Origin of the sequence: Methylomonas sp. LL1 (assembly GCF_015711015.1) — a bacterium.
Lineage (GTDB): Bacteria > Pseudomonadota > Gammaproteobacteria > Methylococcales > Methylomonadaceae > Methylomonas.
Genome location: NZ_CP064653.1, coordinates 2,045,107 through 2,060,505 on the forward strand (window position 1 = coordinate 2,045,107; position 15,399 = coordinate 2,060,505).

Annotated in this window: 9 protein-coding genes; 5 read left to right on the forward strand and 4 right to left on the reverse strand. The window is 53.8% G+C overall.

Annotated features, from left to right (window positions below):
- The first annotated feature begins 273 nt into the window (after positions 1-273).
- From IVG45_RS09560 to IVG45_RS09580, 5 genes are all read left to right on the forward strand, one after another.
- Positions 274-1,908 carry a SulP family inorganic anion transporter gene (locus IVG45_RS09560; protein WP_196437586.1) on the forward strand — a complete coding sequence of 545 codons (1,635 nt, stop codon included), beginning with the start codon at positions 274-276 and terminating at the stop codon, positions 1,906-1,908.
- Between the two features lie 628 nt (positions 1,909-2,536).
- Positions 2,537-4,702, forward strand: coding sequence for a chemotaxis protein CheA (locus IVG45_RS09565; protein WP_196437587.1), 2,166 nt, complete (start codon positions 2,537-2,539; stop codon positions 4,700-4,702).
- Positions 4,703-4,808: 106 nt separating this feature from the next.
- Positions 4,809-8,861, forward strand: a complete 4,053-nt coding sequence (locus IVG45_RS09570; protein ID WP_196437588.1) for a methyl-accepting chemotaxis protein — start codon at positions 4,809-4,811, stop codon at positions 8,859-8,861.
- Positions 8,862-8,870: 9 nt separating this feature from the next.
- Positions 8,871-9,440 carry a chemotaxis protein CheW gene (locus tag IVG45_RS09575; RefSeq protein ID WP_196437589.1) on the forward strand — a complete coding sequence of 190 codons (570 nt, stop codon included), beginning with the start codon at positions 8,871-8,873 and terminating at the stop codon, positions 9,438-9,440.
- 243 nt (positions 9,441-9,683) lie between these two features.
- Positions 9,684-11,957, forward strand: coding sequence for a CHAT domain-containing protein (locus IVG45_RS09580; RefSeq protein WP_196437590.1), 2,274 nt, complete (start codon positions 9,684-9,686; stop codon positions 11,955-11,957).
- 819 nt (positions 11,958-12,776) lie between these two features.
- On the opposite strand, the gene IVG45_RS09585 is transcribed toward IVG45_RS09580, so the two are convergent.
- From IVG45_RS09585 to IVG45_RS09600, 4 genes are all read right to left on the reverse strand, one after another.
- The gene (locus tag IVG45_RS09585; protein WP_196437591.1) at positions 12,777-13,778 is read right to left on the reverse strand and encodes a phage integrase; all 1,002 of its coding nucleotides are present in this window, start codon (positions 13,776-13,778) and stop codon (positions 12,777-12,779) included.
- 182 nt (positions 13,779-13,960) lie between these two features.
- On the reverse strand, positions 13,961-14,593 hold the full coding sequence (locus IVG45_RS09590) for a hypothetical protein (protein ID WP_196437592.1): 633 nt from the start codon (positions 14,591-14,593) through the stop codon (positions 13,961-13,963).
- Between the two features lie 73 nt (positions 14,594-14,666).
- On the reverse strand, positions 14,667-14,930 hold the full coding sequence (locus tag IVG45_RS09595) for a hypothetical protein (RefSeq protein WP_196437593.1): 264 nt from the start codon (positions 14,928-14,930) through the stop codon (positions 14,667-14,669).
- Positions 14,931-15,011: 81 nt separating this feature from the next.
- Complete coding sequence (locus IVG45_RS09600) at positions 15,012-15,374, reverse strand: hypothetical protein (RefSeq protein ID WP_196437594.1); 363 nt, start codon at positions 15,372-15,374, stop codon at positions 15,012-15,014.
- Positions 15,375-15,399 lie beyond the last annotated feature (25 nt).

Here is a 15,399-nt window from a genome sequence, read left to right on the forward strand (position 1 = left end):
GGAACTCCAATCAAAAGTAACAAACTTGGATATTGGGCATGACATTCCACCAACTGTAAGAACCTGAAAGCAAAAACCGCCCCTAAAACCAGACCGCAACAACGGCTTGATTCAGGATTAGCGCCACAGCAATAACCATTAAAACAACACTATACTAGACTTTTTACTATTTTAATAGTAAAAAGTGGTCGAGCGACCTAAACCAATTAACACTACGCCGGCCGGGTTATCCCACTCAAAACCAACGGCCACGACCTATTCCGAGGAGAACTGATGGACAATTCAGCAATACAAGGTTCCGATTCCATGACCGCTTCCAGCCGGTTTAAATCACGTTGGCATTCGGACATGCTTGCCGGCTTCCTGGTGTTTCTGATCGCATTGCCCTTATGCCTGGGCGTGGCCGTCGCATCCGGCTTCCCCGCCATGGCCGGGATTATCAGCGCCATCATCGGCGGCCTCCTGGTATCCCGCATCAATGGCTCCCATTTAAGCATTACCGGTCCCGCGGCCGGGTTGATCGTCGTCATCTTCACTTCGGTGCAGACTTTAGGCCAAGGCGACATGCTGGCCGGCTATCGTTATACCCTGGCCGCGATCGTGGTTTCCGGTTTATTGCAAATCGTCCTGGGCCGTTATCAAACCGGACGGCTGGCGGCTTTTTTCCCGGCATCGGTGGTGCATGGCATGCTGGCGGCTATCGGCATTATCATCATGATCAAACAACTGCCGGTGATGCTGGGAATCCAAGTCGCAAGTTCGCCTAACATGTTGATGGGTATCCTGGGGCTCCTGCACGCACAAGCGTATTTCGTTCCCAAAATCGGCCTGGTCGCCTTATTGGCGTTATGCATTCTGATCGGCTGGCCCAAACTGCAGCATCCCATGCTTAAACGAATCCCCGCGCCGCTGCTGGTCATCATCTCCGGCATGGGCTTGGGCCACCTGTTCGACTTAAGACACTTCAGCCCCGATGCTTTGTTCAATCTGCCCAATACCATCAACATCGACGGCCCGTTTTTGGTATCGATACCCGATAGCCTGATGGCCAGCTTTTACTTTCCCGATTTTGCCCAAGTCGCCAGCCTGGCGTTCTGGGAAAGCGTAATTTCAATCACCTTGATCGGCAGCCTGGAAACCCTGCTGTGTAGCGCCGCCGTTGACAAACTGGACCCGGAAAAACGCTATTCCGATCTGAACAAAGACTTGCAAGCCATCGGCATCGGCAACACCCTGGCCGGCATGGTCGGCGGCCTGCCGATGATAGTCGAGATCATCCGCAGTTCGGCCAATATCGAGTATGGCGCGCGCAGCGGCTGGTCGAATTTCTTTCACGGCGGCTTCTTGCTGTTATTCGTGCTCCTGTTTCCGCGCATTATCGACAACATTCCGCTGGCCTCGCTTGCCGCGCTATTGGTCTATACCGGTTACCGATTGGCTTCCCCGCAGGCCTTTGCCAAGACCCTGGACCTGGGCCGGGAACAGTTGGCGATATTTGTCATCACTATCGTCAGCATCCTGGCCAGCAATCTGCTGGCCGGCGTCATGCTGGGTATCGTCGCCAAATTGCTGATTCACCTACTGCGCGGCGTTCCGTTGAAAAATATCATCTCCATCTCCTACCGCCTGCAACGCACGCAAAACGACACCGTGCTGATCAAGGTCAGCGGCTCGGCCATTTTCTCCAACTTCATTGCATTGAAAAGCCAATTGGCAACCTTGAAACATGGCAAAACGGTAATATTTGATTTGAGCGACGTTTACCTGATTGACCACACGGTGATGGAATTCATCGCCGACTATCGGGACGATTACATCGAACGCGGCGGCCGCTGCGAAATTAAAGGCCTCGGCCAGCACGAAGCTTACGCCGACCACGAATTAGCGGCTCGCATCAACAAAGCGTAGGGTTTAGATGAATCCTGGCATCTTCCGCTAGCAATAACCGCCAGCTACCGCGATACCCCGTGGACGGGAAGAATCCAGTCCACGGAGACGCGAGCACAAGTAGTCCCCATGGCTTCCGACTTCCGGCTTTCAGCCAAACTCAACCAACATGGTTATCCCGGCTATCCGCATGGACTCGCCGATAAAAACGACATTTTACGGCCGTCCCAAGGTCAATATTGGCTTGTCGCGCGGGATTGATGCCTGGCCAAAAATATTCCTTGACCAACACCCATCCGCGAGTTAAAACCACACACGAAGTCACATTTTTAAGCATGGGGTGAAACAGCGACTAGACTGTTCCATGGAATAGCGAGCTCGTCCTATCCAGCGCCACTTTTCGGAAACCCGACTGGCTCATTTCCCGGTTCCCGGCGACGCACTGAAAATCCTGCTTGCCTACCTTAGCTAAATCGATATAACCGGCCCGCAATCGTTTCTCCCGTCCTCGCCCCAAGCAGGGAAACCCCGTAAAGGCCATGAATGAGATCAAACACGTCCAGGTGGTGCCGTAGGTTCCGGAATTGATCAAGCTCACCGGCGCATTCGACACTTTGGTGATACCGGCTCGCAACGAGGAATAACCGCGATGAGTTTCGATAAAGACATGCAAGAAGCATTGACCACCTTCACCATCGAAAGCAGCGAATTACTGGTGGATATGGAAGCCGGTCTGATGGCGCTGGAAACTCTCGAGGATCCGGCGGAGACGATCAACGCCATCTTCCGCGCCGCGCATACCATCAAGGGCTCATCCGGCGTATTCGGACTCGACCACATCGTCCGTTTTACCCATGTCCTGGAAAGTGTGCTCGATAAGCTGCGTGACGGCAAACTGGGCATCTGTTCCGAATTGATTGCAGCCCTGTTGCCCTGTTGCGATCACCTCAATCTTTTGGTTCGAGAGATTGCCGACGGCCGGCTCGAAGAAAATCCGGAATACAGCGCAATAGGCCGGCAACTGTTGCAAGCGCTATTGCCTTATCTGGAACCCGTGGCGGCGGCCGAAACCCGTGTCAGCACCGTGCCGGATACTAGTGAACGCGTGCAAAACCTGGGCGGCAACAAGATCGAATCCGGTAACTGGCATCTGTTCCTGCAATTTCACCCGAACTGCCTCCGCGACGGCATGGACCCGCTATCGTTTATCCGTTATCTGACCACCATTGGCGAAATCGTTCATCTGACCACCTTCAGCCACACCATGCCGGAGGCCGAGCAGATGGACGCGGAAAGCAACTATCTGGGTTTTGAGATCGTGCTGAAAAGCAATGCCGATAAAGCCACCATCGACGGCGCCTTCGACTTTGTCCGCGACGGCAGCCACATTCACATCTTGCCGCTGGAAAATCGCATCCCCTACTACGTCGAACTGATCGAGTCGTTAACGGAAGACAACGCCCAACTCGGCGAACTACTGATCAAAAGCGGCGTGATCACCCAACGCGAACTGGAAGACGGCCTTAAGGCCCAAACCGATCGGATCGAAGCCCAACAGCCATCTCAACGCATCGGCGAAATCCTGGTCGAGAAGCAAGTCGTACAACAACCTATCGTCAGTGCCGCGCTGGAAAAGCAAAAACAGCTTAAGGATAACAAAGCCCGCGAAAACCAAAGCATCCGGGTCGACGCCGAACGCCTGGACAAATTGATAGACCTGATCGGCGAACTGGTGATTTCCACCGCCGCCGCCAGCCTGCGCGGCATGAAAACCGGCGACGTCACCCTGCAGGAAGCCAATGCCAACGTCATCAGTCTGGTCGAGGAAGTCAGGGACAGCGCGTTGCAACTGCGGATGGTGCCGATAGGCACCACCTTCAGCCGTTTCCAGCGCGTGGTACGCGATGTCAGCAAGGAGCTGGGCAAGGACATCAAGCTGGAGATCAGCGGCGCCGAAACCGAAGTCGATAAATCGGTGGTCGAAAAAATCGGCGATCCGTTGATGCATCTGGTGCGCAACGCGATGGATCACGGCATCGAACGCGCCGAAGTCCGCGCCGAACGCGGCAAACCCGTGCAAGGCACCTTGCGGCTCAACGCTTATCACAGTTCCGGTAACATCGTGATCGAAGTCGGCGACGACGGCGGCGGATTGGACCGCGATAAAATCATTGCCAAGGCGGTCGAACGCGAACTGATACCAGCGGGAGCAACCCTCAGCGACCAGGAAATTTACGCGCTGATCTTCGAACCCGGCTTCTCCACCGCCGACCAGGTGTCCAGCTTGTCTGGACGTGGGGTCGGCATGGACGTGGTCAAACGCAACATCACCGAATTGCGCGGCATTATTCATGTCGACAGCCAGCCCGGCCAAGGCACCACGCTACGCATCCATCTGCCGCTGACGCTGGCGATCATCGACGGCTTTTTGGTCGGCGTCGGCGATACCTCGTATGTGATTCCGCTGGATAGAGTCGTGGAATGCGTGGAGCTGCCGGTCGACGACAACCGAGACTATATGGAACTGCGCGGCGAAGTGCTGCCCTTCATCCGCTTGCGGCAATTATTTCATAAGTCAGGCCCTGTCTCGCGCCGGCAAAACATCATCGTGGTTGAACATCTAGACCTTAAAGCCGGACTGGTGGTCGACAGGCTGATGGGCGAGTTGCAGACCGTGATCAAGCCGCTGGGCAAACTGTTCGGCCATGTGCAGGGCTTGGGCGGCTCCACCATCCTCGGCAGCGGCGAAGTCGCGCTGATTATCGATGTCCCCACCATGCTGCGGCAACAGGCGCAAGGTTCGGTTACCGGATAACCAACATCGGGGCGGATTTGTCCGTCATTAGAATAATACAAGGCTGAAATATATGAGGTTAACCCGGCATTTGTCGGGCTTGTCAGTTATCTACCGGGAGAACAACATGTTTAAGAATATGAAAATAGGAATGCGGCTCGGCTTGGGTTTTAGCATAGTGCTGCTGTTGATGGTGGTTTTGATTTATGAAGGCCTGAGCGGCATGGCGGCCCAGGACGCCAAGATGAATAAAATCGTTAACAATAACGATGTTAAAACGGCGTTGCTGAATACCATGTCCGATAGCATCCATATTGTCACCCGCCAAATTCGCAACATCATTTTGGTGACGAACGAAGCCGACATTCCATTGGAAAAGGAAAAACTGGATAAAGCGCGCGCAACCTACGACAAGGCCCGTGAAGAGCTGGAAAAATTTCCGGGCAGTGAAAAAGGCAAGGCATTACGCAAAGCCATCGATGACGCAGCCCTAGCGGGTCGAGATGTCAATAACAAGGTCATAGAATTGGGCATGGCCAACAAAAATACCGAAGCCACCGATTTACTGCTGACCAAGGCCGGCCCGGCCGTGGCTAAATGGCAAGCGGCCCTGGAAGAGCACGTGCAGCATCAGCAAGAAAACAATGAAGAGGATGTCAAGGCAGCAGAGGAAGCTTATGGCGAGGCGCGAAATCTGATGTTAATGTTGGGTGGAATCGCCATATTGATGGGATTGGGGATTGCCTTCTGGGTAACCCGTTCCATCACCCAACCGTTGAGCCTGGCGATGGATACCGCCCAGAAAATGGCCGATGGCGATCTGACATCCAATATTCAGGTCAACAGCAGCGATGAAACCGGCCAGTTGCTGACCGCGATGAGAAACATGGCACTGACGCTGCAAAATCTGCAGAAGGAACTGCAACGCCTGACCGGCGCCTCCAAGCAAGGCCATTTGTCAGAACGCGGCAAGCCGGAACAGTTCAAGGGCGCCTATGCCGAGGTGGTCGGTGGTGTCAACGATATGCTGGACGCGATTCTGCTGCCGATAGGCGAAGGCAACCGGATTCTGGCGCAAATCTCCAACGGCAAGATTGATGAGTTGATCGCTCAGACTTACCAGGGCGACCATGAAAAAATGAAACTGGCGGTCAACAATGTCGCAACCACACTGCAAGGCCTGCAAAAAGAACTGCAGCGTCTGACCGTGGCCTCCAGGGAAGGACAGCTTTCCGAACGCGGTAAGCCGGAACAATTCAAGGGTGCTTATGCCGAGGTCATAGTCGGTGTCAACGACATGCTGGATGCGATTTTGCTGCCTATCGGCGAAGGCAACCGGATTCTGAGCCTGATTTGCGGCGGCAATCTACGCCAGAAAGTCGACATCGCCTGCAAGGGCGATCACGACAAGATGAAACAGGCCGTCAACGGCGTGCATGGCTGGCTGTCCGACCTGATCGCCTACGTCACCAAGCTGGCCAACGGCGACATGACGGCGGAAATGGCGAAAGCCTCCGGCGACGACCAAATCCACGAATGGCTAATGCTGCTGAAACGCAACATCCAGGCTTTGGTGACTGATGCCAATATGCTATCGAAAGCCGCCGTGGAAGGCCGTCTGGCCACCCGCGCCGATGCCACCAAGCACCAAGGCGACTTCCGTAAAATCGTCGAAGGCGTCAACGACACGCTGGATGCTGTTATCGGGCCGTTGAACGTGGCGGCCAATTACGTCGACAACATTTCCAAGGGCGCCATTCCCGCCATAATCACCGATACTTACAACGGTGATTTCAATATCTTGAAAAACAATCTGAACACCTGTATCGATGCGGTCAACGCACTGGTGGCCGATGCCAACCTACTGTCCAAAGCCGCGATCGAAGGCCGCTTGGCGACTCGCGCCGATGCCACCAAACATCAAGGCGACTTCAGGAAAATCGTCGAAGGCGTCAACGACACGCTGGATGCGGTGATCGGGCCGTTGAACGTGGCGGCCAATTACGTGGATAATATTTCCAAGGGCAATATCCCCGCCAAAATCACCGACACCTACAACGGCGATTTCAATATCCTGAAAAACAACCTCAACACCTGTATCGATGCGGTCAACGCGCTGGTGGCCGATGCCAATGTGCTGGCGAAAGCTGCGGTGGAAGGCCGCTTGGCCACCCGCGCCGATGCCACCCAGCATCAAGGCGATTTCAGGAAAATCGTCGAAGGGGTTAATAATACACTGGATGCGGTAATTGGGCCGTTGAACGTGGCGGCCGATTATGTCGACAAGATTTCCAAGGGCAATATCCCCGCCAAAATCACCGACACCTATAACGGCGATTTCAATATCCTGAAAAACAACCTCAACACCTGTATCGATGCGGTCAACGCGCTGGTGGCCGATGCCAATGTGCTGGCGAAAGCGGCGGTGGAAGGCCGCTTGGCGACTCGCGCCGATGCCACCCAGCATCAGGGCGATTTCAGGAAAATCGTCGAAGGGGTTAACAATACTCTGGATGCGGTAATCGGGCCGTTGAACGTGGCGGCCGATTATGTCGACAAGATTTCCAAGGGCAATATCCCCGCCAAAATCACCGACACCTACAACGGCGATTTCAATATCCTGAAAAACAACCTCAATACCTGTATCGATGCGGTCAACGCGCTGGTGGCCGATGCCAATGTGCTGGCGAAAGCGGCGGTGGAAGGCCGCCTGGCGACTCGCGCCGATGCCACCCAGCATCAAGGCGACTTCAAGAAAATCGTCGAAGGGGTTAACGGTACGCTTGATGCGGTGATCGGACCTCTGAACGTGGCGGCCGATTATGTGGATCGTATCGCCAAGGGCGACACGCCACCCAAGATTACCAACGCTTATAATGGCGACTTCAACGCCATCAAGAACAATCTGAATCTGGCGATCGACGCCATCAATCAGCAAGCGGCGACGGCCCAAGCCATCGCCGGGGGCGACTTGTCGGTCAAGGTCAACGTCCGTTCGGAAAACGACTTGGTCGCCAAGAGCCTTGAGCTGGTGCTGATCAACCTGAAAACCGTCATAGCCGATACCGATAACCTGATCAATGCCGCCGGGGAAGGCCGTCTGGATGTCCGCGCCGACGCCGCCAAACATCAAGGCGATTTCCGCAAACTGGTGCAAGGCATCAATCAAATCCTGGACGGCATCGTGCTGCCGGTCAGCGAAGCGGTTCAGGTGCTGACATTGGTCGAACAAGGCGATTTGACCCGCACCGTCAAGGGTAACTATAAAGGCCAGCTCGGCGACTTCAAGGACACCGTCAACAACACCGTCGCCAAACTGTCGGAAACCATCGCCAAGGTCATCAGCGCCGCCGATGAACTGGGCAATGCTTCCGAACAGATCAGTTCTACCTCGCAATCCTTGTCGCAAGCCTCCAGCGAACAGGCGGCCAGCGTCGAGGAAACCAGCGCCAGCATCGAGCAGATGGCGGCCAGTATCAATCAGAATACCGAAAATGCCAAAGTCACCGACGGCATGGCCGGCAAGGCCGCCAAGGAAGCGGCCGAAGGTGGCGTCGCCGTCAAGCAGACGGTTAGTGCCATGAAGGACATCGCCAACAAGATCGGCATCATCGACGACATCGCCTACCAAACCAACATGTTGGCGCTCAACGCCGCGATCGAGGCTGCGCGGGCCGGCGAACACGGCAAGGGCTTCGCGGTGGTGGCGGCGGAAGTGCGCAAACTGGCGGAACGCAGCCAGGTGGCGGCGCAGGAAATCGGCCAACTGGCGGAAACCAGCGTCAACACCGCCGAAAGTGCCGGCGAATTGCTGGATGCCATCGTGCCCAGTATCGCCAAAACTTCGGATCTGGTGCAGGAAATCGCCGCCGCTTCGCAGGAACAATCGGCCGGCGTCAGTCAGGTCAACACCGCGATGAACCAAATGAATCAGATCACCCAGCAAAATGCATCGGCCAGCGAAGAGCTTGCCTCCACCGCCGAGGAGATGACCGGCCAGGCCGAACAACTGCAAAGTCTGATGAGTTTTTTCAAGATCAACCAAGGCGAATCCAAAATCGTGCGCTCCGCGCCGAAAAGCGGCAGGAAGGCCGAAAAAACCAAGCAGGCCGCGCAAGCCCATCGCGGCGAGGACGCCCTCGAAGCCGGCCTCGATCTGAGCCATTTCGAACGTTTTTAGGAGGACATCATGGCAGCCATCGCAACAACCGATCAATTGCCGGCGGTTCTGCCGGAAAGTTCGCTGGCCGGGGCCGGCCAGTACCTCACCTTCGTCCTGGGCGGCGAGGTCTATGCGCTGGGGATTTTGAACATTAAGGAAATCATCGATTACGGCAACCTGACCGAAGTGCCGATGATGCCGGCCTTCGTGCGCGGCGTCATCAACCTGCGCGGCAGCGTGGTGCCGGTGGTGGATTTGTCGGCGCGCTTCGGCAAGGGTAGCACCCAGATTGCCAAGCGCACCGGTATCGTCATCGTCGAAACAGGTGTTCAATCCGACGACAACCAACAGGACATCGGCATCATCGTCGATGCGGTGAATGAAGTGATCGACATCGGCCAACAAGACATCGAACCGCCGCCCAGTTTCGGCACCGGCATCCGGCCCGAATTCATCAACGGCATGGCCAAACGCAACGGCCGCTTCATCATCCTGCTCAACGTCAACCGGGTGTTGTCGGTCGAGGAAATGGCCGATCTCAGCAAAGCCGCTTCCGATACCAGTCGCGCGCCGGCATTGGAGCATAGCGGCGAGTGATTCCACATTGCCCAAGATTGTAAAAGCGGACAACAGTCGGATACTAAACGCAGGCCGCGCTTCAAAATCATTCCGCTCGAATTCGAGCGGAATGCATAACCCTTTTAGAGCGCCGGCGGTTTCCTTAACTTTACCTTTGGCTTCTTCGATTCGATCTTCCATTTTTGAAAAACCAAGCCGTTGCAAACAGGCGGCTTGGTCAAAACTACGTCACATCTAAGCACTCGACGGAGGCTAAACCGGATGCGCCTACCCCTCACCTGGCTTCTAACCCTATCGATCCAACTTCTGTCGAGTTCGGTGCATGCCATAAGCGGCGACTTGGAACTCAGCAGCCTCGCCCAGCAAGGCAAACACCACGAATTGATCGAGGCTTTGGAGCCTTCGATCCGGGGAGGCGAAGATGTCTCCAGTTTTCAGTTGATGATGCTCGGCGGCGCCTACTACGAGGTTGGCAAATACCGTCAGGCGCTGGCAACAGTGGAACGGCTGGAGAAACGGCTACAGGCGGGAGATAGCTCGGCATTTGGCGCGGATTTGTCCGTCTATCCGGCCATCATTCGGGCTGCAGTTGCTCTTGACCAGGGCCTGCTTGAAGAGGCGATACACCAAGCCAATACCGCCGCCGGAAACTTGAAACCAAACCAGCCCTTTTACCGCTCCCAACTGATCATGACCGGTGGCACCCTCGGCGTTGCCCAAGCTCTGGCGGGGGCCGATAGCGAAGCGCGACAGCAGCTGGAACGAATTCGGGCCGTTAATCTGGATACCAGCAATCTAGGGCCGGAAAAATACACGGCAATGGCTCGTATCCAGATCGCGTTGAAGGACTTTGCCTCGGCGCTGGCCAGTATTTCCGATCCCGGCGCGGCCGTCAGCCCGACGTTAACGGCATTCTACGACCCAACCTTCCAGAACTTGCCGCGCTTCTTCATGCGCTGCAAGAGCCTCCTTGAAACGGGACGGGGTTCGGAGGCTAAGCTTGGTTACGATGAGTTATTGAAACATCCTCAAATCAACCAGTACGGCACCCTATACTGGGTCGTGCTCTATGATCGCGCCCGTATCGCCATCACGGAAAACGACCTGCCCGCCGCGATTGATCTGCTGCAACGCGCAATCGAAGTCATCGAGCAACGCCGATCATCGATCAGTACCGAAGCCGGACGCATCGGATTCGTGGGCGACAAGCAGGCGGTCTATGCTCAACTGGTCAGCCTCCTGCTGCGACAAGGTCTCGACCGGCAGGGATTCGATGTCGCCGAACGTGCCAAATCCCGCGCGTTGGTTGACCTGCTGGCATCGAAAAGCGAGTTTGCAATCCGCGATGCCGATCCTGGACAAGCGCGTCGGGTTTTAGCGGAGATTGACTCCCTGGATCAGGTTACCCAGCAGAAACTGGTAAGTCCGGTCGGACCGGACACTCCGGAGATTCGCTCGCTGGCCGTTGCTCGGCAGCAATTGGCCGCGACCTCGCCCCGTCTAGCCTCGTTGGTCAGCGTGGGTATCACCCCTATCGGCCAGGTGGCAACCATGCTGTCGGCTGAAGAATCCCTGGTCGAATACTACTACTCGGGAACCGATCTCCATGCTTTCGTACTCAAGAACGGCAAACTACACGCCGTGACGCTGGATAAAGGCCGGATTGAAACGGAGATACAGGCGCTACGCAACGCCATCGGACAACCGGATAGCGACAAGTGGCAAAGCCATGCCGAACGCCTGTATCAGCATCTGTGGCAACCTATCGACAAAATACTGTCGGGGACCAGCCGCATCATTATCGTTCCTCACGGAGCTCTTCATTACTTGCCTTTTTCAGTACTGCGGGGAGCGGATGGCAAAATGCTGGTCGAGCGTTACGGCCTGAGTGTTCTTCCCAGCGCGTCCGTATTGCAATTCCTGTCACCGATGCCGGCCGATAGCGCTGCTTCGATGCTTGTGCTGGGTAACCCCGACCTTAGCAACCCTGCCCTGGACCTCAAATTCGCCGGTGAGGAAGCCACGGTCGTCAGCCATTTTTACCCGGATAGCCGCCTGCTATTGCGCCGGGATGCATCGGAAACCAATCTCCGCAAGGCCGGGCGCGGGTTTCGGCGCCTGCACATCGCCAGCCATGGCAGTTTTCAGGCCGAAGCCCCGCTGGACTCGGGCCTTCATCTTGCGAAGGACGGCGAGAACGATGGCGTGCTCACCGTTGGCGAACTTTATGGAATGGACTTGGATGCCGAACTGGTTACGCTATCGGCCTGCGAAACGGGACTAGGCAAGATCGCGAGTGGCGACGATGTTGTGGGCCTTGGCCGAGGCTTCTTGTATGCCGGAGCCCGTGCTATCGTTTCGAGCCTATGGAGAGTTGACGACAAGGCAACCGGGGAATTGATGCAGGCCTTCTATCGCAATCTAGCCCAACATGACAAAGTCGAAGCGCTGCGCCAGGCTCAACTGTCGACCCGCGCTCAATTTCCGCACCCGTTCTTCTGGGCAGCCTTCCAGCTAACCGGGAGAGCCAACTAACTCGCGCAGCACATCCGCACAGAGCAGCTCATCGAGTTCGTATCACTCTTTGGGTGATGTCACTGGTTTTGGCTGGATTTTTTGGACAATAAAAAACCCGCTAAGCCTTGCGGCTAGCGGGTTTTTAAATTTCTTTGGACTACCTAAGAAAGGTAGGTGGTACGAGGGTCGGAATCGAAAATATATATAAGTATTTGTTTTATATATAAATATATAACACCTTGTTGACCTGTATCACTAATCGTATCACTCGACCTAATTGTAACTGTGTTCTATGCCATGCGTTAAGACGAAACTCCTTGCTAATTCTGATAGCCAAAGCGGCAACAATTTTAGGTTGATTTGCCTAAACAAACCCGATCAGAATCCAGGCCCGCAAAAAACCGTTAAACTTTGCCAATTACCGCCAATCACTTTTAATGTAAGCCATTGATGTGTAATTGGATTTGTTTTTTATCGATGTGCCTGTGTTGATTCAACAAAAAGCAGTGAATCGCCGTAACTATTTGAATCAAAAATGAATTTTTATTTCTAGTCGGCTTGTAAACTGAAATTTCACTTCTAAAACGTGCATTTTCCGCCATATTTTTACAGATGGCGTAATTTCCCAGTTATTTATCGATCATGCAATTTTCGGCAAAAACACCCATTTTTAAGCGTTTTTCATGCCGTTTCTATGGCTTTCTCATTAATCGTACATAATGTTGTTTCATTTTGAGACTTCAGCGCACAAATTTGGTGCAAAAACTGCGCGGGCGAGGAGGAGTGATTTTTGCCCGGCGGTCCGTCTTTGGCTGTACCGTGGCCGGTCGGCGTCAGTCAAGCCGCAACGGCCAGAGGATTCAACAGCACCGCATCCTTCAAATGGTCCGGCGCCAGGTGGGCGTAACGCATAGTCATGCTGATGTCCGCATGACCTAGGATTTTCTGCAGGCTCAGGATATTGCCGCCGTTCATAACGAAGTGACTGGCGAAGGAATGGCGCAAGATATGGGTTGATTGACCGCGCTGGAATATGATCTCGGTATGCTTCGCCGCTCGCCTGAATGACCCAATGCAGTTAGTGAATAGTCGATCGTCCGGATTCATGTAACCGGCGTACTGATCAAGGGCATGAAAGAACACGGGATCCAGCGGCACGGTTCTGGTTTTCTTGGACTTGGTGAACTCGAATGTGATTCGGCCATCGCGCAATTGCTTGCGCTTCAACTTTTCGGCCTCGCTCCATCTGGCACCGGTGCGCAAACAGATTTGAGTCACCCACCAAGTGCTTAGGTTTTGCGCATGTATCCTGATCGACTCGAGCAACTCGTCAATCTGCGACCGGCTCAAATAGTTCAACTGCCGTTCCTGTATTTTGAAGAAATCCACGTCACAGATTGGCGAATGGTAAGTAATAACCTTGAGCTTCTTCAACTTGTTGAACACCGCTGCCAAATAGCCGTGCAAGTTATTGAATGTTTTGAAGCAAACCGTATCGCCTTCGAAGGTTTTTTCATAGCGATATTTCAGAAACTGCTCGGCGGTTAACTGGCTGGCCACTGGATTTTTTAAATCGGTGGCCATTTGCAACAATGCCCGCCGCCGGCGTTCGCTGTCTGCCAGGTTAATGCCGTGGTACATGAACCAACTCTCGATCAATTCTTTCAGCGTGCGGCCATCCATCGCTTGTTCGTAATTGACGCGGTGCTCGGCCAGATAATTACGCTCGAACAATTCGGCTTCCTCTTTGGAAGCAAAGCCCGTGCGCCGGGTTCTCGGCATTCCCTTGCGGTCGATCTGCACGCGCCAGGTACCGTCACTGTCTTGTTTCGCGGCCATAACACACCTATCAATTAAAAAAATTCAACACTGCCGGTTGTGTGCGAAGACATTGGCCGGATTGGATTGGTTTTGTCTGATTTTTTCAATTTGTCTCCAAACTAGGTCAATTCTATTGATTGATAGCGGCGACCAAACACCATGGTCGCCGCAAATAACTATATAATCCCGCCACCAATAAATTAAGCGGCCTCGCCTTCGATCAGACCGGCGACATATTCCCGCGACGCTTGCAGACCGGGTAAACCATTGCTTTCGGCAAATACAACAGGCAATAACTGTTCGCAAATAACCCGATAGGTTTTGGTTTTGAATTGTTCTTTCTGTTCGTAATTAAAACCTTCATAGTTGCCTTCAACAGCAATGATAGACATCACCAAGCGTTTGATCGATTCGCCGGCCCGAGAAACCAACTCGACGGTAGAGTCCTCCACCAGCTCAACAATCAGCAAATCATTGCAGCGCTGCAAGGCGCTACGCAAACCCGCCAGTTCGGATTGAAAAATAGACAGCTCCCGGGTTTCATCATCAAGACCTTGTTGCAGTGTCGGCAATTCCGCTTTCAATTCGGATAAATGTTGCCTTTGCTCCTTGTACTGATCGCCGGTTAATGTCGGCCTCTTGAGTTTTGAATTTGAAGCGCTTAATTGATCCTCGCGTTCAAGCGTTGCCGTGATGGTTTCAATCGTGGCTTTTGTTTCCGCGATTCGGTGTTTTAAGTTTGCCGCCTGCTGGTTTTTATCCGCAATTTTGCTTTCAGCGGCTTTTATGTCCGACTTCAGCCGGACATATTCTTTAATTTGTTCAGGGTTCATAAAAATACTCAATTAAATTTTTAATGATGCTGCACAGTTGCCCGTGCAGCATGGTTGTGTAGCGGTTTAAGGGTTACACCAAATGTTCGTAAGGATTGGCGATAGTATTCAGCAACTGTTCCGCCAAATCCGCCCCTTCCTTGAACAACTCGATATGTTTAATATCCGGCTCGATGTCGCTTATCGCAAACAGACTACCCTTGACGTCCTCAACCTCCTTCTTGAGCTCACTGGCTTTTTCGCGAGACATGTTTAATCCGGCGGCATTAATCTTTTTGACTATTCCGGTCAGTTTTTTACTCGTCTCCGAAAGGAATTCGTTTCGATTTTTGTCCATGATTTGTACCTAATAATTTATTAAAGAAAACTCCGGCTTTGAACTGTCCGGACCAGCCTCCTCAAGCCCGTGCCGTCAGCGTTAAATCGCCAAGTTACCGTTCATCGAATCCGGAACGCTGTCTATCGTAAGATCGACCGGTTTAGCACCCAGTGCCGCGCGCGTAGGATCGTCTAGCGACCAAATAAGCCAACCCTGATTGCGCCGGACATCGCCGTTGTTTCTCGCCGAGTAGCCCAATGGATCGGAGTTCTTGGTGTAATAGCCTTCCAGGTTCAATTCGTCGACGATGGCCTCCAGATTGTCGACAACGAATTGACGAATCGTGTTGGTGATTTTTGGCCGCGGGTACATGACCAGGCGCGCGCGGTCGAATTCGGCCTCGAGGCCTTGGGCGCGCAACTGGGTCAGCGGCGTATTTTCTGGTAATACGGTTAAAGCCATTTTCATTCTCCAAATTAGTTACAAA